Raw genomic sequence first — 25591 nt, 5'->3', positions numbered from 1 at the left:
TAACGCGGTTTTATAGCCCGCGGCATCATAGCGATAGACGGTGGCCTGATCCTGCGCATGACGCAGTCCAGACAAGCGCGCGGCGATCTCAGTGGTCGATCCAGTGCGGAGGCCTTCATCCAGGGCTTGGGCATAACGCACCGTGCGGCGTAACTGGCCCAGGGCATCGTATTCATGGGCGGTAACATGGCCTAGGGCATCGATTTCCAGCTGAGTGCGGCCTAGTGCATCATAGTGTTGGTGGGTAGATACGCCATGCAGTTTTCGGATAGCCTGATTAACTGATGCTTCAGTGGGTGATGGGTCATAACTAATTGGCTGAGTATAACGGGTCGTACTGAGCAGCTGATCCAGAGCATCGTAACTGAAGACCGTAACATAGCCCATACTGTCGATTTCAAATCGCTTACGCCCTGCCGCATCATAAACATACTGCTTGGCCTCAACAGTCGTATTGTGTTCTGCAACATACTCGGTAAGCTGAGCCAAGGCTAATGGCTGGCCTAAACGCCCCCCCTGCCGCAACTCACGGCTTAGTGGTTGCTGATAACGATAACTAGCGACCACCTGGCCCGCTTGATCATAACTCAAACGGTTTATATATCCGGCTGCATCAATGGTGAAGCATGTTTGGCCCAGCTGATTGTAAACATAGTCAGTTTGTTGATAGCTAAGCTGGTGCTTTATTTTTTCTCCGCTTTCAGTCGTTTCACTTTCAGCCAGCCAGGCTTGTAGCTTAGCCTCCAGTTGTTGGTCAGTAAGTTCAAGCAAATTGGCCTTATCCAGCTTCAATGCTTCGACCGCTGCCAAGTCATACTTCAGCTCACGCACCACCTGCCCACTGATATCGTAGTGTTTTTCAGTCAAGCTGCCATTGGCATCAACGATAAACCGTGCCTGTCCCAACTGATCGAACAACGTAGTTTGAGTATACGCAGGCTTTTCATCTGTAGTTGCGGCACGGACTTGAGCTTTAGCAGCCGCCAAATCCTGGGCTTCAGCCAACTGATGAACATCAGATAAGTGTTGTGTATAGCGTACGCTTTGAGCCAACGCACCTCGGCTGTTATAAACAAATTCAGTCCCCCCCCCAAGGTTGTCGATAGTCATGGCTTTACGGCCATCAGCATCATAGAGGGTATAACTGCGATGATTATGCTCAGTCTGCTGTGGCGAGCTACGATCAGTAATACGCTGCTCAATAACCACTCTCGGCTCACTGGCCTGCTTAAGGGCAAGCTCAAGCCCTTCGGTACTGATGGGTTTAGCCAGTTGTTCGGTTAGCCAGATTTGACCGGTTTTGGTGTATTTAACAAGGGTCACGCCACCTTGGGCATCAACTGAGTAAATACGCTGATTATCGATGTTATAGGCATGGTAAGTGGTCTGCCCCAAACTATTGGTTTCAGCAATAAGATTATTTTGCTCGTCATATTGATACTGGGTGGTTTGCGCTAAACCACTGGGATCAACGACCTTAGCCTGTAATCGACCCAAACCATCATATTGGTAGTGATTTTCCCGCCAGAGTTTAAGCTCACTCTGCTGACCATTAACAAGTGATGCTGAATATGTTTGCTCAGCCACTTTATTGCCTTGCTCATCATAGCGATAACGGGTGATACGCTGCTGCTCTCCAGCCTGTCGCGTGATCTGGCTCACCCGACCTTCAGCATCATAAGCAGTTAGCGTTTGCACGCCATCTGGCGTGGTGGTTTTAATCACTCGGCCACGCACATCCACTTCATGAGAAGTGACTTGAGCTTTACCTTCAGGATCAACGGTTTGTTTTAACAGCTTTCCAGCCGCATCATACTGGTAGGTTGTGACTAGTCCATTAGTCGCTACTGTTTTCTGCTTCCAACCAAGTGTATTGTATTTATGCTGCTCAACGGTTTTTAACAGTTCACCGTCTGCACTGTGTTGAGTAATCCGTTGAACGCGTCCGGCTTCATCATAGTGATACTCGGTACGCGTCCCAACCGCATCAATTAAAGCCGCTTTTTCACCAAACTGGTCGTATTGCGTAATGAGCTGTTCACCTGTGGCGGACACCACTTTCAACTGATGTTGCTGATCATCATAGTGATAGGTGGTGGTATTGCCTTGGCGATCCGTCACGGACACTTTACGGCCAAACGCATCATACGCGACCTGCGTTGCATCACCGGCCGCATTAAGCTCACTGACAACTTGGTTTAAGCGGCTATAACTAAATTGTTGACGAATAAATTCGCCTTGTTGCACCTTGCTTTTTCGCTGAAAGGCATCGTAGGTTATAGTTTCTGTTTGCGTAAGATCACTTTGTGTTAAACCCTCAACTGACAGGGTTTTAGTGATGGCTAACCCACGTAAATCATATTCAAATGATGCGATTTGAAATTTATTGTTTGCGGCTTGAATACTTTTTGCCAGCCTGCTGACTTCACCAAAACTGTTGTATTGATATTGGCTGACACTACCACCGGCCGTTGTTGACTTGGCTAATAGGCCACGTTTGTTGTATTCAAAATGGGTAACTTGATCTTGCTCAGGGTTTGCAATGCCTTTTATTTTTTCACGTAATTCTGTGCTTTCTAATCCCCCCGTTAATGCGTTATTAACAGGTAACGCGGTGGCATAGTCAATGCTCGCTATTTTTTCACCAAGCGTATTATAACGCAGCTCATTCACTGCACCTTGGCTATCGATACTAAAACGAAGCTGACCACCTTTATTATAAAAAAACCATTGTGTTAAATGTTGAGGGTGACTTTTATTTTGTCCACTTTCGAGTGCATTAACTTCTGGGTAAGTTTTACTGATTAACCAACCACGCTCATTATACGAAAATAAAATGGCTTGTTTTTGCCAAATGATTTCACGTTCAGCATCTGTGGTAGCCGCCGCGAGCTGTTTGGCACCCGTTGCCGTTAATTCTGCCGTGACACGACCTAATTGATCATAACGTTTGGTTTGATAACGTATCTGGCTATGATCAGTTGCCTGGCCTTGAGTAACGGTGATTAAGTTACCCATCACATCATATTCATTATGGGTTACCAAACCGTTTGCCGCTGTCTGTTTTATCAGACGTCCACGCTCATCATATTCGTGGTGTTCAACACGGTTAGGTTCACTACCTGTCGCTAATACACGTAATTCAGTCAGGGTTTGTTGTTGATAATTAATCCGTTGTCGATAACCAATAATTTGTACGACTTGCCCTAAACTATCGTAAACGGTTTCCGTCAAATAACCTTCAGCATCAACAGTAGCAACATGCTGGCCTAAATCATCATAAATAAAATGTGTAGTTTGATCATTAACACTGACCTCTGGCCTCAGCTCATTAATATCTAAAAATAACTGCTGTTTACTCGGGTAACCTGTAGCATTGGCATAACGTGTCGTGCTAATTTTTTGCCCTGCAGCATCATAACGATGCTCAACTAAAAAGCCTTCAGCATCCAACTCACCGACCAATAAACCATCTTGGCTGTACAAGCGATGAGTAAAACGCCCAGCAATATCATTCCCTAACGTATCACCAAACTTCAGTAAATAATTACCATCGGTATTAGCATCCAATATCACCGAGGCCCGACCTTGAAATTCCCCCTGATCACTGACAATTTTTAAGTCAAAATCATAAGCGGCTTCTCGAGACTGGTCTAAATTTAACTCAAGATATTGCCCATCTGCAGAGCGAATACTATTTACATCAATTGCAGTAAACGCCTCACCTAATTGTTTTAAGCGATAGCTGAGTTGTACATTTGGCTGATTAATATCAACGGGCAAGTTAGCCACAGGAATACGCAATCGGTGTGTTTTATTTAGCTGAGGTTGAGCACCTACTTCATAGTCAAAGCGCTCATGTTTTACTTCACCATTTCGATAAAATTTTTGTACGACGATGGTGTATTTTCCGGGTTTTAACCCGCCAGGCATGCCTAAGTTAACTTCACCCTGATAATTTTTATAACTACTGATGTAAGTTTTAGCACGGCTCAAAGTCTGTTCACTGCCATCAGCCCGCTCTTGACGAACACTTACACCCACAGAGTCAATCAACGTTGCTTCTTCTGGTGAAATAACGCCCGTTAATGCACCGCTATCATCCGATTCAGAAATGATACGATCATAATTAACGCTAACGTTTTTGGTTGACTGCCCTAACTGCGCTGAAAACAGTCCCCACAGTTCTACATCATACTCCCCTCCACCAATGTGTGCTAACTGGTCATCAAGATGCTTAATACGGTATTCATAGCCTTCACCTGGAATCAATCCTGTCAGTTGAACAACAAACTCATCGCCTTCTCGTACCACAGGCACAGAGATAAACTCATCTTCCGAACCATTTACTCGATAGCGAAATTCATGACGCTCTGTAAAAGGAATATGTGTCTCAACAACGGGCCAGCGTAAAGTTTGATTGACGGTATAAAAATCATCTCCAAACTCAAACTCAATCGGCGCCTTGGTAACAACAGTACCATCTTTATAGTGGAGATTAATTTCAACGCGATAGCCTTCACCATTCTTAAGTAAAGGACGATTATTGACATGATGGGGAAGTAAAGTGACATCACCTTTAAAGTTCACCCAGTCATCGATTGTGATTGTATTTTCGGCAAGCGGATAGCGACCATCATCCCGATAAGTAGTGCAGTCGATTTTTTCCAGATTTTGTTGTTCTTCTGCTGATATAACACCCTGTAATACATCATATTTATTATGTACTTGCTGGTACGTTATGCTTTCTGCTTCAGCTTCTACACTTGTAATACCAGAGTGTGTTGTATCACCTGATCGAGTCGTATCAATACTACCTGTTAATTGATAACTAATCTGACCATCATTATTTAAATAATTAATTTGATATTCATATTGGCCAAGCGCTAACGATGTTAAATCAGCCTTATTTTTACCATGAGCATCTTGGGTAATCGTTAATGTTTGCCAGTTATTACTCCCCACTTTTCGCACACGCAACACATCAAGCTCACCTGCTTGTTTGGGTGATGTCCACTGTAAAGACTGCTGAAGGGGTGTATCCGTATTACCGACTTGGTAACCTATACTGAGTGGTGCTAATTGTTTACCACTGTTATCCGTAAAAATAATTTCAAGCTGATATTGTCCTGCAGATAATAGCTGATCCCCAATTTTTATTTGACCTTGGTACTCGGCAAAATCAGCAGGCGAAATAGTACCTTCACCTACCAACTGACCTTCAGCATTAAATACTTTGGTGGTAATTTGCTGATAATGTGTCCATTGTCCTTTGGGCACCATATTATTGATAAATACACCCGATGTTGCAGGCGCTGTATTATCCTGCTCAGGTTTAAACTGCAGTGTTTCTGCAGTGCCCGTAGTTTGCGCAAGGTATACCTTACCCGTTTTTTTATCTGTTAACTCTAGCTCGTAAGCTTGCCCGTCAGGCCAGTTATTCCAAGCAAACTCCTGTTCTTCATTAAGGCTTACTGGAGTGAAATTTTCTGTACCTGCTACGCGATAGCGTAACTGATAGTTATCTAAAGCCAACTGGCCTTGCTCTTGAAAACCGGTAAAAGCAACAGTCTGGTCATCATCATTTCTGACTCCTGTTGCAAATAACTCAACATTGACAGACTTAAAGCCATGATTTTCTAGTCGCTGACTAAAACCCTCTGCACGGGTTTTACCTTTAGAATAAAAGTAAGCGGTTGTACTATCTGCATTTACTTCAAACTCAATGGTATAGGTTTCACCTGCGGAATAAGGCGTTCTATATCTCTGCAGTGCACGCCCCATTTTAATACCCTGGAGCACAACCATTCTGCCAGAAATTAGACGTACTCTATGCTGTTTACCATTATCACCGTTAACCGTAAGAATTAATGAACCAGATGTATCGTTTATTTTAACATCTGTTTTTAAATGATAACCCTTTGTAGTGAGATAAGATCTCTGACTTTTTAAGGTAACCTTGCGAGCAGAGTTTTTACTACCCGGCTGTGTAATATCAAAGCCCTGATCTGTAAGTGTTATAAAACCCTGGTCACCTTGCCAATAGTCAGCAGCATTACTTTTATTCCCGCTAAATGTTTCAGATAGTGATGCTAATTTAGTTAGGGCACCTTCACGGGTTAATGCAAGGGATATTGCTGGAGAAGCAATGGGCTGAGCTTGCCCTTCGACCTTAACCATAGGCTGCTCAGAAGTGCGCGCACCCACTAATTGCAGGGTTTGTGCGCCAGCTTTTTGCACTGATCTTAGGGTATAGTCATAACCTGTTTGTACAGGGTATGGCTGAACTGGATTACGATTTACACGCTCTCCAGACAGTTTCAATACGTCTTCATAAGCATGTAGCTCTCTATGCTGCAGTAATGCACTTGATGTATAAGTATAAGGCTGATCAGGCTGCCGATCTGTCGTCCAGGTAGTATTATCCATGAGTACATAGCTATAACTACCAATAAGACGATTTATATCACCAGCGGAATAATTGGCGGCATCAGTTAACTGCTCACTGGATAATGGCTGTTCATAACGATGTTTAGCTACCTGTTTACCTTGAGCGTTATAAATCGTCTCCGTGACAAATCCTTCAGCATCAATCGTATACTGCTCTCGTCCTTGTGCATCGTAAATAGCATATGAGCTACGGTCTGCAGCTGATTCAGCAGGTAGCCATGCCGTAAGCTTCATCAGCTTTAAATTAACTTCACCATCTTGTGCGACTAATGCAGAAGTATCAACGCGAGTACTGTATTCTCTTGTCGCAACGAGCAAACCATTAGCATCATAACTAAAACGAGTCACTTTACCCGTTTCATCAATGGTGCCTGCTTTTCGTCCTGCCTCATTATAAAACAGGTAGCTACGCGCACCATCTGCAGCTTCTTTTACCACTAAACGACCTGCTTCATCATAAAACAGTCGTTGTTTTCCAGTAACGGTTTCATCCGTCGCGACGGTTGACTCTGTCACTAAACGTCCAGCAGAGTCAAATACTTGCGTTGTCGATAAACCATTTGCCGTTGTGGTGACAATCGCCTGCTGCGCATCGTTATATTGTACTGTACTTAAACGCTGGCCTGCTTTTTCTTTACTCAGTACACGCCCCAATCCATCATAGGTAAATTGTTCTACCACACCTTTATCATTGATGGTTTTAAGTAATTGACCAAATGCGCTATAAATATAGTGTGTTTTTTGCTGAGCTTGATTACCAGTCCATTGAGTAATGCGTGCCACCATACCACGGGCATCATAATCATTGGTTGTTCTTTGATACTGTGCTTGTGGCTGTGCATTTAAAAAAGTATCAATAGCTGAAAGCGAAATATTTTTTTCAGCCGTGTAATCAGCCAGTGAAAATTGTACGTTTGAATAAACTCTGTGCTCAACCATTAAGCCCTGAGCATTATAATCCCAAGCCTGAATACGCCCTTCTGCACTGATTGTATAACGCAAGTGACCTTGTTGATCGTAAACCATTCTCGTTATAGCAGCATTTTCAGGAAGGTCTGCCAAATGGCCTATATCATCAATAGTGCCAGGTTTTGCTAATGTATAGTTTGCCTTAGCTATTATTTGATTATTCTCGTTATAGCGAAAATAATTAACCTGATTACCAATAATTTCAGTCAGTAAATTGCCTGCATCATCATACTGTCGTTGTGTTACCTGATTTTTAGCATCCGTTACTGAGGTAATATTTCCAGCTTCATCATAGGTATAAGACAATACAGGTCGCTGGTGATTAACTGCAGGCTGAGTGATTGATGTTAAACGATCCTGTTCATCAAAGCGGTAAAAGGATGTTTCACCTTTATCGTTTCTGACCGTTGTCAGTCGCTGAGTAGTGTTATAATCAAGAGTAAATCCAACGCCCTTACCATCTTCAATACGAACAATACGATACTGTTCGCCCATTTTTTTATAGGTAAATTGTTGGATGACACCATCGCTCTGCTCAATTTGCTTAATGCGTAAACTGTTGCCGTCATATTGATAGTCAGTACGAAAGATATTGCCATCAGCAATTGTATTATCTTCCGGTGTAAGATCGATAATAACCGCAGATAATCTTCCTTGCTGATCATATTCAAATCGTTGGTTAATGGTTTCTTGTGTTTTACCCTGGTCATTAACATAACTTGTTGCAATTTGGTTCAGCAGTGTTTTCCCTGATACCTGAATATAACTGAGTATTGTCTGCTGACCTGATGCATCCGTAATACGGCTTAACAGATTATTTTCGTAACTAAAATTCAGTAGGTGCCCATCTCTATCTTTTCGACTGACCAGCTGACCGTCTGAATTATAGTGCTCTACTACACCTGAAGTACCTTCTTGCCAAATCCATAGTTTTTTCTCTTGATCAAACCTAATCTGATCATGCGCGCCACTACCATCAGAGGAAATATAAGCTTGTTTTTCACTATCAAAGTGGTACTCACTAAAGCTGCCATCACCATTTGCTCGACGTAACTTACTTCCCTCAGCGACTTTTTCTGGGAGGTCTGTTAAATAGCGGTGCTGATTCAGCAACCAGGATTGATTGCGTGCATCGTTATGCTGCCCCTGACTGTTATAGGTTTGTGTTAGCTGAGTATCCAGACCTAATGCAGAAAGCTCGTCCGAATGTTGTTGTAAAATCAGGTTACCCGTTGCGGCATTAAGAAAGACTTGATTATTACCCTGACCTACTTTACTACCAGCCCCATTTCCTAGTACTAAATGATTAAATAACCCAAGATTAGATCCAGATACTAACGCAACCATAAAAGTCTTTTCTCACAAAGGTAATTGGTGACAGCAACGTATGCTGTTTGCTTATCAGCACGTTATTTTTTTAATTAAAGATGGGTAAAACATCAAAAACGAAAAAATCATTCATGAATGGGTATAACCCTAATCTATGAAAATATTTGCCATCTTAATTAATACCAAACACTGCCAAATAAAAACACAATACAGTTGTTAAAACACAATCATCTAGCACAGTCGTATCATGTCTTACAAAAACTTCACTTACTTATTTTATATATCCATTGTTTATAGAATTTTGTTCAATGTTATTTTTGTTTATTTTTTACACAACAAACTCAAGTATAAAAATAATATCCTTATTAATCATGATCTTACTGACACCTCCTAACTAAATAGTTTAATAAAATCACAAGATAAACGGGGTATATAAGAAGATAACTGGTAAAAAATATCCTCAGCAACTTTAGTTCCACAGGCACTTCTTGTTGTATAGCGTTGTATAGAATTGCAACAAATTTAGAATCAGGTATCATACCAACCTGCCACTCACTGAAAAATAATCACACCGTTGTTAGATCAACACTTAAACTCTCATTAAAGTGTAAGATGTGTAATTCTCATTTGCACATAAACCTTGAATACACACTAGATCAATGTCCTTTGAACACTTCATTATTTTATGATTTCACTATGTTTAGGTGTTTTCCTTCATAACATATCTCAGTAAATCTATGAATATGAAGAATACAAAGCGCCTTATAACTGTTAAAACTTTTGCAACTACCAGGGTTTTGTGTATGCGTCTTTTACGCAAATTAAGCAAGTTAATAAGCTATAGCACTTTACTATGTAGCGCTTCAATAACATCAGCCAATGATCCTTTCGATCCATCCAATGTAGGCAACTGGCCAAAAAAACAAGTGGGTTACTGGTCATTTGACTATAAAGATGTGCGAGACCACAGTGAGTTCAACCATTCATCAATATTAAATGGCGATATTTCTTTCGCGGAAGGCATTCAAGGTTATGCTGCACAATTTAACGACAGCAGCTCATCTATGGAGTTTAATGTAGGTGATAATTGGACATTGGAAGAACCCTTTGCATTTGCTGCCTGGATATATATTCCTGAAGCAGGTTTAAGCCAAAGCATTTTTTCTCGCATTGCTTCAGATAGCTCTGGCGTTACTGCATTTTTAGATGAAGAGTTATTTATAAATGTTGTAGTCGTTGATAATGACGTTAATTCACTCCACATAAAGAGCAAACAGAAAATTGAGCCCGGCAAATGGCAGCACATAAGTATAGGCTATAATACCGGAGTATCTTTGCAATCCATCCTAATGACAGTTAATGGTTTTGAAAACAACCTCGAAAGTATCGACAACTCATTAATTAGATTGCCAACACATCAGTCAACATCAACCTTTAATATTGGTTATGTTGATCCTTCTTTATTTGATTCGAACACTGTAATGACTCCACCTGAAAATTTTCAAGGAAAAATTGACGAGGTCTATTTATTTCAAAACATTATTAATCCTGTGGAGTCATACTGCTTAAGCCAGTTGGGTTTAAACTGCCTCATTCCTATCCAACAAGGCCCACAAGGTGAAAAAGGAGTCAAAGGTCCCCAAGGTCCTAAAGGCGAACAAGGCCCCCGAGGTAAGCAAGGACAGCCAGGCGAGCCAGGGGAACGAGGCCCTCAAGGCCCTCAAGGTGAAACTGGACCACAAGGGCCACAAGGAAAATCAGGACTGCCAGGATTAGAAGGCCAACCAGGTGTAGGTAAAACAGGTCCAAAAGGACCCGTTGGCAAACAAGGTTTACCTGGTGTGAGAGGTCCACAAGGTGAGCCAGGGCCAAGAGGTGATGCTGGCCCTATTGCGGATTCCTACCAGGATTTACCTAAAGGATCTTTATCAGGTTTTTGTCAAATAAATAAAGCTAACCAAACCATTACATTGCATTATGGCACTGCAGCGTCAACCTACACCTATCGCCATAATAACGAGTACTTAAATGCCTGCAGCTGTGCATCAGGCTGGACGCGAGTGGGAGATGTTAATGCCTCATGGTGTATTAAAAACTAATTATCAGCTTATAAAAATGCTTGAAATAATTATGTTAAGCACAAAAGAACAGTGAATGAGTTTTTAAAAGATGCGAATAAATACACTTAGTACACTTTTATTTTTAAGTTGTACCACAGCCATTCTTCCCGTGAGTGCTCAGCAAAAACCTGTAGGCTTATGGGAATTCGATAAAATTGAAACACAACAAATTATAGACCAAAGCAGTAATGCATATAATTTACAGTTGCCTGAAAATGCTTTACTTGTAGAGGAAGGAAAGCGTAATAAATCTCTTAGATTTAACCAAGAATTAACTTCGTTGGTTATTCCCAATAGTTGGTTAGGTGAAAATTCACATGCCGTGAGTTTTTGGTTTAAGCCTGATGCTACGCAAACATTTTCATTGATTCGTAAAATGAATCATGAAACTCAAGTCGGCTATCAACTCCAAATTATAAACAATGCTTTGGAATTAATGCTTAAGTCGAACCAGGGAATAACCCTTAAAGTACAAAGCACCACTATTACTGATTTACAAAGCTGGCAGTATTTCACCATTTCTTTTGATGAAGGGCAGCCACAACCTATACATATCACTATTAATGGTCGTCCTGTTTTATTCAATAAAAAAATTGATTCAAGCCAATTCAGTGGCACACAAATAAAAAACGATAGTGCCATTGAAATTGGCTTATCGACAGATGATACGATTAAAAATTTTAGTGGCTTATTAGATCAACTAAGTATTTATGATCGCACGCTTTCCTTTTTCGAAAATCAATGTCTTTTTAATCAAGGCGAAGACTGTTGGCAATTCGCTGAAGGCCCTAAAGGCGCTCGTGGTATTCCAGGAAAAAAAGGTAAAGAAGGAGAAACAGGCGCGAAAGGCGCAGCTGGAATTGTAGGTAAACAAGGACCTGTAGGTAATGCTGGTCCTCAAGGTAAAACAGGTCCGCAAGGTGAACAAGGCTCTCCAGGAAAACAAGGTCAGCCAGGTCAAGATAGCAAACCTGGCTCTGATGGTGATCCCGGACCACAAGGCTCTAGAGGTCAACAAGGAGATCCAGGAGATAAAGGCCCTAACGGTGAAAAAGGTGAGCGTGGTGACACGGGTTTAAAAGGACAAACTATTCTAGCATTACCTAAAAATACAACAGCAGGCTCTTGTTTAATCAATAAGAATCAAGTTATTGCTGTTGAAACTCCTGCGATGACACTGCAACAGGGTGGCAAAAATATCTGTTCTTGTGAAGCCGGATGGGAAGCTGTTCCCCTTACTGGGTTATTTGGTGAGTCAGGTATCAGTCACTTTACATGCCTAAAAGATGCAAGCCCACTACCTTATTATGCAGCTTCACAAACAATGCCTGGCACTACGCTAAACAATTGCCAAGATTGGACTTATAGTGGTTTACCATCAGAAGCGTCAAGTTATACGTTAAATATTAATTGGCAATCACGTAAAGGGGTCCAACACCGTACTATCAAAAATACGAAACCAGAAGGACAAACCAGTATTACATTTAATCACTGTCCACAAAAAGGCGGGTCTTCAACCCTTACACTTCATGGCCCCTATGATGGATGGCCAAATCAGGACACAGGAGACAATGGACACTTAATCTTATGGCCTCAGTATAAGACACTCAGTATAGGCGGTGGTGGTAGCTCAAACTGCCGTAATTGGACTTTCAGTGGTTTTCACCCCGAAGCCAGCGCTTATGAAATCAAAATTCATTGGTATGATCATCGGTGGGAATATCGCGTCAAAAGAGGACACAAACCCGCCGGACAAACTAGTGTGACCATCCACCACTGTGCCCATCAAGGTGGTGCCGCCGGCATTAAAATGTTGGGACCTATTCGTGGCTGGCAAGAACAGGACCTCTGGGGTTATTGGGGATGGATGGCGTGGAGAGAGAAATGAAACAAAAAATAATCTGCCCTTTAGTATTAAGTGCTTTAGCATCATCTCCCATGAGTTTTGCTGCGAACTTACAAGGTTATTGGTCCTTTGATAATTACTCAAGTGATCAAGTATTAAATAGCCAGGCATATAACCCATGGCAAGCTACTGTTAATAATCTTTCTGATAGTCACTTTAATGCAGCAGGACAATCTGGCGCTTCATTTGTGGTTAACAGTGATCCACTTGTGCTGCCTAAGCGAAATGATTGGTTACTAAGAGATGGTTTAGGTTTATCTGTTTGGTTTAAACTGATTAATAGTAACACAGCAGATGAAGTCCTTTTTAGTGAACACTATGAATACGAAGAAAGTTCACGACAAATTCAGGTTATCTTAACTTCATCAGGCATCATTAAAATCAAAATACAAGCAGAAGGTAACCCTCGCTCTAATTATGTAGCCACTTCCCTTTCGAAAGTAAACACACGATCAGACTGGCAGCTGCTAACAGTCAATATTGATGCTAAAGACCAAAAGCCAGTATCATTGTCATTAAATGGTGCTATTGTACCTTTAACTGATGAAGGCGAGTTCAATAGGATGACTTTTAAACAAAGTCATCATGCAGGCCCATTTACAGTGGGTGGCGACACTCAAGGATTATTAGCGCCTTTTAATGGTGAAATAGATGAAGTTCGTGTTTATGCCAGACCACTGATTTATGCAGAAACATTATGCTTATATTTTTCATTTAATCATGCAAACACCTGTGTCACTGAAGCATTACCTGGCTCTCCTGGTATTATGGGAGAACCTGGAGAACAAGGTGATCAAGGCAAACCAGGTAAACCGGGTGAAAAAGGCGAACAGGGACCTCAAGGGGAAGATGGACCACAAGGCGATGCAGGAGAGCAAGGAGAGCCTGGCAAAAAAGGTCCTGATGGAATAGCAGGTATTGATGGGTCAGATGGTAGTAACTCATCCAAAGGTATTAAAGGTAAACAAGGACCTCCAGGCGACCGAGGACCGAAAGGTACTAAAGGTGAAACTGGTTTACCCGGAATTAAAGGTGAAAAAGGCCCTAAAGGGGCACTTCCTCAAACATTTGCCGACCTTCCTAATGGAGCAACAGCGGGCTACTGTTGGCTTTACCAAGGTAAGCCATTCCGGCTACTAGAACCCGCAATAATAAAAGAAGGCCAATGTGGTTGTGTTGAAGGATGGACCTTTATCGCCAGTAGAGGTACAACACAAGGGACCTGCTTAAAATCATCTGGTTCATACACATGGAAGCTGTCTACACCTTATCAAGAAGGACGTTGGACTCCAGCATTAATTCCAGCTATTAATCTAATACTATTAAATTAATAGTCCACTGATTTTAGTATTAGGCCAGAGCGATAAAAGATTCATGGTAAGGAGAAAATCCTTACCATGAATCACTAAAGAAAAATATAACTTCCATTGCAAAATCTTTGTAAGTTTTTCAGGAACACCGTGTATAGCAAATATGAAGACAACAAAAACTATAGTTCTTAGTTATTTTTTACTAGCTACCTCCTTGACTAACGCTGAAGATAACCCATATTCTCGATGGACATTTGATCAGGCAGGTGATGGTGCCATCTTAAATGACACAAATAATAATAAAGCGATAAGCCTATCTAATATTAATTTATCCAACGATAGTATTTATGGAAAGTCGCTACAACTTGACCAGAATAACTTTATACAAATACCTGAATCATGGATTGAACAAACCGAATACTCCATCGCATTTTGGTATAAGTCTACAGAACAAGAATTTGCTCTCTTGAATCATCACTTCATGCAAGAAAAAGCAATTCCAAATCATCTTTTTTCATACAAAAAACAACACATTTATCTAACATTAGTTAATGAAAGTAAAACTCTGGTTTCCCAACAAAAATTTGAGTTTAACCAATGGACTCACATAAATGCTAGCTTTACAAAAACTGGCAGAAAAATTTATTTAAGTATCAACGGACAGCCAGTATTATTTGAGCAAACTAATACTGCCCCCTCTATTAGTCATACAACTTCATCTTTAAACGGGATTTTATTAGGAAACCAATATACTGGTCTAATTGATGATTTATATTTTGCTAATAAAGCTTTTTCATATTATGAAACACTATGCCTATTCCAAAAAAAAGAGCTATGTTGGCAGCAAGCTTTAGGCCCAAAAGGTTTAAGAGGTAAGCAAGGAAAACAGGGTGAAGTAGGTAAACAAGGTCAAATAGGCCCTGTTGGTGAAAAAGGCAATCAAGGCCCTGCAGGTAATCAAGGCACACAAGGTAAACCAGGTGCTCAAGGTGATCAGGGCACTCCAGGGAAACAAGGAAATTCGGGGCAAGACAGTAAACCTGGTCCTGATGGCGATCCTGGACCCAGGGGAACTCAAGGAATCCAAGGTGAAATTGGAAAGCAAGGACCAAAAGGAAAACAAGGTGATCGTGGTGAAGCAGGTTTGATTGGTAGTAATATTAATGACTTACCTACAGGAAGTTTAGCTGGACTCTGCTCATTAAATAAAAATACGATTCACACGATACTATTTCCTGCTGAAGCAATTACTCTTTATGGAAAATTGTACTGTGGATGTAATAACGGCTGGGCACTTTATCCCTTAAAAGAATCTTTTTATGGTCGTGAGAATCAACAGTTTTCGTGTGTTAGAAGCGCAAAAGAACTACCATACGGTGTTTTCAATCAGTCACTGAATGCCTCTTCTCACTGCCAATTATGGACCTTTGATAAGCTCCCTACTGAACCTTCCAGCTATTCAATCATACTGAACTGGTCTAACAACCAGCAACAATTTTCCAGAGTCATTAAAGGGCAAAAGGCAGCCAATGCCGAAAATATTACTTTTCAACACTGTTCACTGGGCGGCGGTAGTGCCAAGCTCATATTACATGGACCTGACGCAACATGGCCTCATGAACTAGACAATAAAGGGCTTTTTACTAAGCTATGGCCCCAGCAACAGTTAATTAGATTTTACCCTCTGGGTTGCGTAACAAGAACCTGTAAAGCCGAGCAATATTGTAAAAATTTTACATTTAACAACCTTCAGCCAGAAGCAAGTGATTACAAAGTTAACATCCAATATCAAGTACAATTTCCTAGACACTTAAGAGGTCAAACAATCACCAAAACTCATCAAGGTTATAAGCCACTAGGATCAACTCAAGTCAGTGTTAACCAGTGTTTTCAAAAGTCTGCATCAGGAAATGCAAATATTTTATTAGAGGGATCAAGTGATATTTGGCCCAAACGATATGAATTACCTTTACAACCTCTTAATTGTGTCACTTCAAAATGTAAACGTGAGTCATCATGTCGAAGGTATAGTTTCAATAATATCAACCCCAACTTTACTTCATATCAAATTAAATTGAACTACACTGATTACTCTCATCAACAAAACTACCAAAAAACGCTTACAGGCTCACAATCATCATCTATCCCTTTTGATATTTGCATGCAGAAAGGCGCTACTGGTCACGCTACACTTCTTTTATATAAATAAGTGAGGGCATCAACTGCTCCTCCAGTATAGTATTTCCACCATCTATGGTGGAAATACGCCAGCTACCTTACGATACTACTTATCCCAACTTCCTATTTCTACACACTCGTTAGCACCAACAACCAGCATGCTTTCAAACTAGTGTTTAAATACACTCCTTCCAAAACCTCAATAGTTTGAGTATTACCTCACATTACAGCTTGGTAATAATCCATGCTATCATGATTAAATGAGCACCTGTGGCATTTCGATGTACGCCAGTGATAAGCAAAGGCTGGATAATACATCGAACTGTTTGCAGCAACCAAGACTCCATGAAAGGGTTCACGGAGTGTTCGAAGGGCTTTTTAAAGGTAAAGTTATATGCGATTGTCCTGCCCAAGACAGTGTTGATGTTTAAAGTTTTAGTCCTTCAGCACTTATATAAATTATCGGATGATGAAACGGAATATCAAATTCGAGATCCCTATTCATTTTGCTGCATTCTTGACCTCATCCCAGAAGGAAAATACCTGATACCAAGACGATTTGGCTATTAAAAAATAAGCCCATACAATGGGGAAAATGCCTATCGGCCCAAGTAACTCACGCAGTATACAACATTAGTGGTGTTGACGAGTAAAACGAAGGACCTAATGATAGGCTCTATATGCTGTCTACTTCTGTATAAGGGTAGACTTATCGCTATTAATATTATGGAAAAAAAAGTCTTGGTCATCTACCTCAATAAATGCCTCATCAACTGAGTAGTACTTATTTTCCGTATACCTTGTATTATACTTTAACCATTGATATGGGAGCTGTCCTGGATGATCCACACCTTTGGTTAACGAATAAAAATCAAACAGAACTTTTTCCCGCTCAAAGCTACCAAGATCTTCTTTTTGTGCTATCACTAATATAAATGTTGATTTGAACTTTATAACTCTTAAATCTTGATAGAGATAGCCAATTCCTGACAATCTCCCATCCCAGTAAGTAATACTTGAAAAGTCTTTACCTACCGGAACATGAACAAACTCATTGTAGTTTGTTTTCATATAAAACGAATAAGTATAGTTTGCAAAAGATGTATTATTTTCATACATTGCCTTAAAAACAATATCTTTCTCACCATCTTCATTTAAATCAAATTGATTAACTCCACTTCTAAGCGTGATTATTTTAAACTCACTTGCAGTAGAAAACATAGAGAAAATATATAAAAATATTATTACAAAGCGTAAAAATATTTTCACTTATTTACTCCTTACCAACCTAAAACCAAGGTCATTAAAACGAAACTGTCTCGTATGAATATCACAATAAATAGGTTTTTCTACATTAAAACCTGCCACATCTACCCCACAAAAATAATACATTTTATTAAACAGTTTATTACCCTCTTCATTAATCGAGGAAAACTCTGAACCTAACCACTCAAAGACATCATTAGCAATACCAACAACCCCAGACCCTATGACTTTTTTTTCAATAACAAAGTAACTTCCTACCTTTTTCCATTTACTTCTGATGTCACTATTATCTTTTAATATACTTAAATGATACTTACCACTTACCTTCTTCCTTACCATGCTATTCTCAGCTAATAGAATCCACTCTTGCAATGATGGCAAGCGATAACCAGTAGTATTACGTTCAATAATTTTATTATCACCAGCAGCTTCGTTTTTTATGATTTTTCCAGATTTATTCCTATAAACAGGTTCTAGCCCCATCTTTTCACTTAGCGCATTAGCCCAAATAATAGAATCTATCCATGATACAAAGGTCACAGGCTTTATTTTGTTTTGGATATCTTCAGGTGTGCATTCAGTTTCTGATGACTGACTACACCCATTTGTAAAAAAATAACCATTCTTTATTGCCCACTTGTATACCTCATCATATAAGTCATATTGTACTTCAGTATTCATTACCCAAAACTCATCACTTACCCTAACATCTGTTTTTACTGAATTTTTGCCTTCTTTTTTTTCTTGTGCAACACCTTCTCTCTTTCTTTCGAACAGTTTTTCTTCAAAACCTACAATTTCTTTATTATCAACCAAAAAAACGACCCGATAGTTACTTATAGTATCACTCGCAGATACTTTGCAACAAAGTACCAAAATGGCGCAGGTTAATATGTGTTTCATCGTAATCACTGTATCAATATATAAATCATGAGGATTTACTCCCTTAGCAATCATAAAACACTCATCGTTTACTCACTAAGGGGTACAGTTATTGATCTTAAATACCTACTTAAATAGCTTCAATATATTGCCATAATTGATCATATTTGATCGCTAAAAAGTCACTTACTCCAATTCACCCTAGACTAAAATTCGCTCCCCCTTAACGAGCATACAAAGAAAAAATATGAAAAAAACATTTAAAGAAAAAATCAGTTTATTAATAGGCGCCACCATTTTATTAACAAGTTTTTCATCATGGGCAACTGAAGATATAAAATTGTCTTCAATTTTTAACAAATATAAAGTCAATGGCACACTTGTCATTTCATCGGCTAATGGAAAGACTACCTATATTCACAATGAGAAAAGAGCCAATAAAGCTTTTTTACCTGCATCAACGTTCAAAATACCAAACACGCTTATCGGGCTTCAAGAAGGTGCAATTAAAGAAATCAACCATCTATTCAAATGGGATGGAAAAGATAAAGGGTGGAAAATATGGAATCAAAACCACACACTAAAATCAGCTTTACAAAATTCATGCATATGGTGTTACCAAGAAGTTGCTCAAGATGTTGGTAGACTAAAGTACCAACAACACCTGTATAAAATGAACTATGGTAATCAAAAGCTAGGAGAACTGATTACATTTTGGCTAGATGGTGATTTACGAATTACAGCTTATCAAGAAATAGCATTTTTAAAAAAACTTTACGCAGAAGCATTACCCTATAAAAAAGAATACCAACGTAAGACTAAAGAAATCATGATAAATGAACACACACCAACTTATACTATTTATGGAAAAACAGGTTGGGTTATGAAAGAAGGAAAAGGCACAGATATTGGCTGGTTTGTAGGCTTTGTCACAACCAAAAATACTGCATGGTTCTATGCAATCAACATAGACTTAATAAAGAGTTCAGACCGCCATTACCGTAAAAAAATTGTGAAGGAAGCTTTAAAAGCTAAATCAATTATTTAGTCCATCATTAATAGCAAAGTAGCAGTTTATTAATTACTACTTTGCTATTAATATTTTAGCTATTTAGTATCCAACTTATAACGGTAATGTCCTGTTATTTTATAGTCAAATAGCATATCTTCTGCAACGGTGCCCTGACCAATGTTATGCACTACTAACGGATGTCCAGTGCTATTACTTTTTTTATCAATAATTATACCTATATGTGTTAAGTTGCCAGGTAATAACCAAGTTACTAAATCACCTGCTTGATAATCACTCGCGTTGTCACTAATAGGTAGAACAGTACCATGCCTTTTAAAAAAGGTTTGTAAATTAGGGACCCTACGATGATCAATATTAGTGTCTGTTTTTGTTAATCCCCATAACTTTGGGTAGGTATCAAATGCATGTTTCATGTCTTCATGCACTAACTTTTGTAAATCAATGCCCAGCTTTCGATATGACCTGATAACCACATCAGTACATACCCCCATATTATTAGGTACATCGCCATTTGGATAAGGAATTTTTACATAACGACCATCGTAGGTTACCTTTTGAGCTGTTCGTTCAATAGCTGCATCAACTAACTTCTGAACTTGGTTTGCTGTAGCCGTTTGACAATAAGCTAACGTAAAAACTGTAACTAAATTTACTAATAAAAAGAACTGTTTTATTTTACTCATATTATTAAACATCAATTATCCATTTCTCATTAAATCCGTGGTTAACAGCTATCGGATAACCTCTTGGATTTGACATAACTCTACAATTATCGACCCAATAATCTTGCGATCTATGAATATGACCATGAAACCAGTAATTTGGTTGCGTTTTCTTTATTAACCACTCCAGGTTCGACGCATAGGCAGCATTTATGTAATCTTGTTTTTGATTGATAGGAATTGAGTGAATACTTGGGGCATGATGAGATACGACAATTTGCACCAAAGGTTTTGTTAGGTTATTTTCAGTTAATGCTCTCTCACACTTATCATAAATCATTTTTTCCTCAAGCCAACTAACGGAATGCTGATGTATACGTGCAGTATGATTAACTGATAACATTGTTTGATCATCTGAGAGGTAAATATAGTTATAATCATTCATTCTTTGTTGACATAGTTTGGCAACATCAATTTCATTTCCAAACAGGTTAAAGTCAGTCCATAATGTGGCTCCATAAAAAACAATATTCTCAAATTGGAAAGAAGCATTTTCTAAAAGATGTATATTTGTTCCTCGACAGTAGTTCTCCAGCTCTAAAAGCAACTCAGGATAACTATGATGATAATATTCATGGTTACCTAAAACATAGATAATCTGCTGTTGAGGAAAACTCTCAATAGCCCAGTGTGCTCCCCTTGTACCTAAATTAATATCACCCGCCAAAATGATTACATCAGCTTCACTTTTGGGTAGCTGATAAAAACCAAACTCCAAGTGTAAGTCACTGAATAGTTGAATTTTCATTACAGTCACTTTTCCATGAGTATTTTAAATTGGTCAAGGAATAATACTTATATCTTAATTATATCGGATTTTACAGAAGGCTAGGCTGGCTATGAGTAAAAAGCAGGACTATTCTAAAGGCAGAAAAAAATCCTTTATTGCTAAAAAACGAAATTATTTAAACGCATTTTTCATAAGAAAAGTAAGTGAAATAAACTAATGCTTATTTGAGTTGCTAATAGCATTAAGATTGCAATACCAATAATCTTCAAAAGACTGATATCTGTTGTATCCAACATTAAGACATTTCTAACTAGCCAGTTCATTGTTAAGATCGTAACCTGCTATTTCAGGGTTAAAGGCAGGCTATTCTATCTTCTTAAAGTCTATACACAAACGAAGTGCTTCAATTCATGAGTGCTGACCCCATCACCTTTTAGCAATTCGCTTTTGGATAAAGTCCAAGCTAATCCCCCCCTATTAAGAAGCCTCTTTTAATGATTCTTAAAATTAATGTATTTTGCTATTAAAAATAATATTTTTATAACTATTGACTTAAAGCACTATAGCACAATAAATAACATCACAGTCTATTTGTCTAACAAAGCAATACATTAAACCGATAAACGCACGCTTAAAGTGTGAACCATTTCAACACGATTCTTTTTAAACAATTCATAATTCGCCACGCTAAACACATAATTATTACTCAGGGTTAAGAAAATGGCAGTTTTCCGCAAGAAATCGCTTAATATATCAATATCCTTATGTCTTAGTGCCCTCGCCTGTGCCAGCTTCAGTGATGCAGCACTTGCTAATCAAGCACCTATTACCATGAGCCAAAGCAACCAAGTTAAAGCGGGTGAACCGCTTGATGCATGGGTATGGGGAAATGATCCAGAAGGGCAAAAACTCTACTATGAATTAGTGACAACTACCGCCCATGGTAAGCTTAAGTTTAATAATTACAAAGGCACCTTTACTTATACAGTGACTTCACCAAGTGCCAATTATGATGAATTTAAATTCCGAGTATCAGATGGCAAAGAGTACTCTAATGTATCTGTTGTTCAGCTAATTATTGAACCATCTAAAACTGTCTCAAAAAACAATACCCCACCAAAAACTTTAGGCCAAAGTAACTATGTGACCACTGGTCAGCTATTAAAAAGCCATGCTTGGGGTGAAGACAGCGATAAAGATAAGCTAACTTACCGTGTTGTGTCATGGCCAAAACATGGACAATTGAAGCTTGATGCTAAAACGGGTGATTTCACTTATTTTTCTAACCAAAATGTCACTAAGGATATCTTTAGTTTCCGTGTAAATGATGGTCAAGCAGATTCTAATGTTTCACAAGTTCATTTACTGTTTACTGGTAACACCACAACAAACAAACCCACTAAGCCTACTAAGCCAAAAACAACATCGAAGCCTACAACACCTTCCAAACCAAAAACGCCAACGACAACTAATAAACCAACAAAACCAACCAATCCAGAAAAACCAAAAACGACCAATCCTACGCAATCTGTTTATCCTTCGTCATGGACAAGTAAAAATGACTTTCCTGCGATAGTACAGAATGTACTTAATACTTCAGATACTCGATTATTTTACAATGATGACTTCAATCATGCCTCTACTGATGGACTAGGCCAAATTTTCCAGGCATTAGCATTTCTAGCAGATCAAAATGATATTGCAGATAAAGACTTACAACAGCTTTTCACTTATTTAAGAGGCTGGAACTATTCTCGCGAAGTCAAAAATATTAAGCCATCAATTGCTAAAATAGCAGATCAAGCTCTTTTGAAGGTTACTCAAATGAGTGACTTTTATCAGGTAAAACCTGATGCCGCTGTTGCAATGGAAGGCTATGTAGTTGCGCTAAATGGATACATTCGAATTCCTGAAACTGATTCATTTTTTGCCAAACATGTTGCCATACTAAACCAACTTGTCGATCACTTAGTAAAAAATGCAGAATCAGTTAATGGCACAGCTGGCTACAGCACAGCAATTTTTGAATTAACAACAACGATCGATATTTTAGGGTTCCAGGTTACACAACCAAGTAAAAGTGGCAGTGCTCTTAAATCAGCTTTATTAACAACTAAGCTGCCAGAAAGTCTTGGTAAACTTGGACAAAATTCCGCTTTAGGCATTTGGGTTGATCGATATGGACGAAAAGACCCATTCATCCTCATGAATGCAATTGAAGCATTAGGTAATTTATTTATCGATAATGAGAGCAAGTGGAATAAACGCTTAGATGATGCTGCAGTCAACTTAGTTAAAGATCATAATGACTATAAAGATCAAAAAGAGCTAAAAGCTAATTTTTATAGTTACTATGTATCCAAAACACGTAAAAACAACCCAGAAAATAGTTGTTCTTCTGAGTTCGCTAATTTCTGTTATCAGTACACGATAAATGAAGTATTGCCATATTCTCATCAGTGTAGCAACACGCTTCGTTTACGTTATCAACAACTAGATTCCAGTCAAATCAGTGAAGTCTGTCAACGACTAAAACGCCAAGAGTATGATTTCCATTCTCTCATGGCCACTAACTGGACTCCTGTTAACGAAGACAATAATACCGACTTAGAGCTTGTGATATTTGATGAGTCATCAGAGTATAAAAAGTTTGGTGCATTACTTTACAAAGTATCTACCAACAACGGTGGTATCTATATTGAAGGTGAGCCAAATCAAGCCAACAACCAGGCTCGTTTATTTGTCTATGAGCGTCCCAATGGTAAAAAATGGGATATTTGGAATCTAAACCATGAATATGTTCACTACCTTGATGGCCGTTTTGACCTGTATGGACGTTTTGCTTACTACCCATTAAACAAAACCACATGGTGGACAGAAGGGTTAGCAGAGTTCATTGCATGGCGTTCTGATTTCCCACGCGGTATGAATGATGTCAGCAGTGTTAATCCTGCTGCTCGTCCTTCATTGCAGCAAATTGTAAACATGGATTACTCTTCTGGTACTTCCATGGTTTACCACTGGTCATACACCTTACACCGCTTCTTACAAGAGAAGCATTCTGCTGAACACTTAAAACTGGCTGAATACTTGAGAAACAATCAAATTGAAGCTTACAACAGTCATATACAGACATTAGCAAGTAACTATGCTAACGAATATCAGCAGTGGTTAAGTCAATTAGTTAACGATTGGAAACAATCGAACTCTTATGCAATGGGCGACCAAATGCCTGCAGAGCCAGGTTCACAACAACATGCTGAGCATAATCATATGCCCACTGTTGTTGACCAGGCTAGTACAGCCCGCCCACCGTTATCCTTCTAATTATAAAGAAAAGCTACACCTCTACTTTAAAAGCCTCTGAAAAGGGGCTTTTTTTATGCACCAGATAAAATTCCTAAATGCTAGGCATTTTCATTGATAAACTTGCCAACTTCATAGATTACCTGTATTTATGCATAACTCCTTATTTAGACAAATATTATTATCTTATGCTACTATTTGCGCCTCAATGAATAGGGGTAATTTATGTATAAGGTTGTTGTTTCAGACCTAGATGGCACTTTGCTTGACTCAAACCACACCCTTAGTCAACAAACCATCAGCACTGTACATCGTATTGTTAATGAAGGTATCCGCTTCATAATCGCTACAGGTCGACATTATCAAGACGTTAAACATATCGCCAAAAACCTTGGACTCGATCTTTTCCTGATTACCTGCAACGGCGCACGCATCCATAATAAACAAGGCCAGCCAATTTTTAGACAAGATATCCCACAGCATATTGTCCAGTCTTTATTGGAGATGGCACCAAAAGAAACTTTGCTTAATATTTATAAAGAAGATCAATGGCTCGTATCTAAACCCAATAAGACATTACTCAACTTTAATAAAAGCTCTGGTTTCAATTATTCCCTTGCTGATTTGTTTAGCATAGATCATAAAAATGTTGCCAAAGTCTTTTTTGCCGGTAAACCTGAACCCCTTGTTGAGTTAGAAAACAAAATTAACGAACAGTTTGCTGATTTAGTAAGTGCCGCATTTAGTCTTCCAAACTGTTTAGAAGTCATGGCTAAGGGCGTTAATAAAGGACAAGCTCTGCAACAAGTTCTTAAAGAAAAAGGGTTTTCTCTGGACCAAACAGTAGCATTTGGTGACGGGATGAATGATTATGAAATGTTATCCCAAGTAGGCATGCCCGTAGTTATGGCGAATGCACATGACCGTTTACGTCATTCATTGTCTCACTATGAAAAAACATTAAGCAGCGATAATCATGGCGTTGCCTACAAGCTCGAAGAAATATTTCCTGCTTAAATGTCTCGCAAAGTGTGTGTGGAGTTTTACTCTCCACACTAACATTCTACAGTCAGATTTGATTGCACCTTCAAAGAGTTATCCCTTGTTGCTCGTTCATAAGCTGTAATTCGACTAATTCGATAAATTGCAAACAACATTAATAGGGCACTAAAGGACTGGATGGGTGATAACACGTTGCCATTAAAAATATAATCAAAAATCACCGTAAATATCAGAAAGCATAGTTCACAAAGAGCGATTCTGAATGCTTTTACTTTGCCTCAGAGATTCTCATAGAGTAAGCCAAAGGAGCGCCTAAGTAGCATAAGCCCAAATAACTCACTATAACGCTGAGGTATCTCTCCGCTATTTCTTTACTACCCCACCATAA

The 25591-nt window shown here is 39.1% G+C and carries 13 protein-coding genes; 8 read left to right on the top strand and 5 right to left on the bottom strand.

Translation table 11 applies throughout. The annotated features are described in order from the left end of the window. The coding region (locus KCG35_RS14625) for a hypothetical protein (protein ID WP_215820525.1) at window positions 1-8766 on the bottom strand (8766 nt) is incomplete at its 3' end. 785 nt (window positions 8767-9551) lie between these two features. Here KCG35_RS14625 and KCG35_RS14620 point away from each other — a divergent pair. The 5 genes from KCG35_RS14620 (at window position 9552) to KCG35_RS27095 (ending at window position 16832) form a co-directional block, all read left to right on the top strand. Then, window positions 9552-10847 (top strand): LamG-like jellyroll fold domain-containing protein, encoded by a 1296-nt coding sequence (locus KCG35_RS14620; RefSeq protein ID WP_215820524.1) that lies wholly within the window; start codon window positions 9552-9554, stop codon window positions 10845-10847. Between the two features lie 70 nt (window positions 10848-10917). Further along, window positions 10918-12756: a LamG-like jellyroll fold domain-containing protein gene (locus KCG35_RS14615; RefSeq protein ID WP_215820523.1), complete on the top strand. Its 1839-nt coding sequence runs from the start codon at window positions 10918-10920 to the stop codon at window positions 12754-12756. Continuing rightward, window positions 12753-14105, top strand: coding sequence for a LamG-like jellyroll fold domain-containing protein (locus tag KCG35_RS14610; RefSeq protein ID WP_215820522.1), 1353 nt, complete (start codon window positions 12753-12755; stop codon window positions 14103-14105). The genes KCG35_RS14615 and KCG35_RS14610 overlap by 4 nt, the downstream gene beginning before the upstream one ends. A gap of 193 nt (window positions 14106-14298) precedes the next feature. Beyond that, a complete protein-coding gene (locus KCG35_RS14605; RefSeq protein ID WP_215820521.1) occupies window positions 14299-16293 on the top strand; it encodes a LamG-like jellyroll fold domain-containing protein in 1995 nt (664 codons plus the stop codon). A gap of 314 nt (window positions 16294-16607) precedes the next feature. Continuing rightward, window positions 16608-16832: a transposase gene (locus KCG35_RS27095; protein ID WP_373687356.1), complete on the top strand. Its 225-nt coding sequence runs from the start codon at window positions 16608-16610 to the stop codon at window positions 16830-16832. Between the two features lie 117 nt (window positions 16833-16949). On the opposite strand, the gene KCG35_RS14595 is transcribed toward KCG35_RS27095, so the two are convergent. Then, window positions 16950-17531, bottom strand: coding sequence for a carbapenem self-resistance protein CarG family protein (locus tag KCG35_RS14595; RefSeq protein ID WP_215820519.1), 582 nt, complete (start codon window positions 17529-17531; stop codon window positions 16950-16952). Then, the gene (locus KCG35_RS14590; RefSeq protein WP_215820518.1) at window positions 17532-18485 is read right to left on the bottom strand and encodes an SUMF1/EgtB/PvdO family nonheme iron enzyme; all 954 of its coding nucleotides are present in this window, start codon (window positions 18483-18485) and stop codon (window positions 17532-17534) included. A gap of 172 nt (window positions 18486-18657) precedes the next feature. Between KCG35_RS14590 and blaOXA the strand changes: the two genes are divergently transcribed. Then, window positions 18658-19458: a class D beta-lactamase gene (gene blaOXA, locus KCG35_RS14585; RefSeq protein WP_215820517.1), complete on the top strand. Its 801-nt coding sequence runs from the start codon at window positions 18658-18660 to the stop codon at window positions 19456-19458. Window positions 19459-19517: 59 nt separating this feature from the next. Here blaOXA and KCG35_RS14580 read toward each other — a convergent pair whose 3' ends face one another. Next, on the bottom strand, window positions 19518-20126 hold the full coding sequence (locus KCG35_RS14580) for a DUF1287 domain-containing protein (RefSeq protein WP_215820516.1): 609 nt from the start codon (window positions 20124-20126) through the stop codon (window positions 19518-19520). Between the two features lie 4 nt (window positions 20127-20130). Next, the gene (locus tag KCG35_RS14575; RefSeq protein WP_215820515.1) at window positions 20131-20913 is read right to left on the bottom strand and encodes a metallophosphoesterase; all 783 of its coding nucleotides are present in this window, start codon (window positions 20911-20913) and stop codon (window positions 20131-20133) included. 702 nt (window positions 20914-21615) lie between these two features. Here KCG35_RS14575 and KCG35_RS14570 point away from each other — a divergent pair. Then, window positions 21616-24222: a collagenase gene (locus KCG35_RS14570; RefSeq protein ID WP_215820514.1), complete on the top strand. Its 2607-nt coding sequence runs from the start codon at window positions 21616-21618 to the stop codon at window positions 24220-24222. A gap of 204 nt (window positions 24223-24426) precedes the next feature. After that, window positions 24427-25218, top strand: coding sequence for a Cof-type HAD-IIB family hydrolase (locus KCG35_RS14565; protein WP_215820513.1), 792 nt, complete (start codon window positions 24427-24429; stop codon window positions 25216-25218). Window positions 25219-25591: the final 373 nt, after the last annotated feature.

This window comes from Zooshikella harenae (assembly GCF_018837975.1).
Lineage (GTDB): Bacteria > Pseudomonadota > Gammaproteobacteria > Pseudomonadales > Zooshikellaceae > Zooshikella > Zooshikella harenae.
Note: the sequence above shows the minus strand (reverse complement) of the source record. Positions and strands in the feature narration are given on the sequence as shown.

Coding starts and splice junctions, on each gene's coding strand:
- KCG35_RS14615 (WP_215820523.1), top strand. CDS start 10,918: ATGCGAATAAATACACTTAGTACACTTTTATTTTTAAGTTGTACCACA.
- KCG35_RS14565 (WP_215820513.1), top strand. CDS start 24,427: ATGTATAAGGTTGTTGTTTCAGACCTAGATGGCACTTTGCTTGACTCA.
- KCG35_RS14570 (WP_215820514.1), top strand. CDS start 21,616: ATGGCAGTTTTCCGCAAGAAATCGCTTAATATATCAATATCCTTATGT.
- KCG35_RS14590 (WP_215820518.1), bottom strand. CDS start 18,485: ATGATTGCTAAGGGAGTAAATCCTCATGATTTATATATTGATACAGTG.
- KCG35_RS14580 (WP_215820516.1), bottom strand. CDS start 20,126: ATGAGTAAAATAAAACAGTTCTTTTTATTAGTAAATTTAGTTACAGTT.
- KCG35_RS14610 (WP_215820522.1), top strand. CDS start 12,753: ATGAAACAAAAAATAATCTGCCCTTTAGTATTAAGTGCTTTAGCATCA.
- KCG35_RS14620 (WP_215820524.1), top strand. CDS start 9,552: ATGCGTCTTTTACGCAAATTAAGCAAGTTAATAAGCTATAGCACTTTA.
- blaOXA (WP_215820517.1), top strand. CDS start 18,658: ATGAAAAAAACATTTAAAGAAAAAATCAGTTTATTAATAGGCGCCACC.
- KCG35_RS27095 (WP_373687356.1), top strand. CDS start 16,608: ATGAAAGGGTTCACGGAGTGTTCGAAGGGCTTTTTAAAGGTAAAGTTA.
- KCG35_RS14575 (WP_215820515.1), bottom strand. CDS start 20,913: ATGAAAATTCAACTATTCAGTGACTTACACTTGGAGTTTGGTTTTTAT.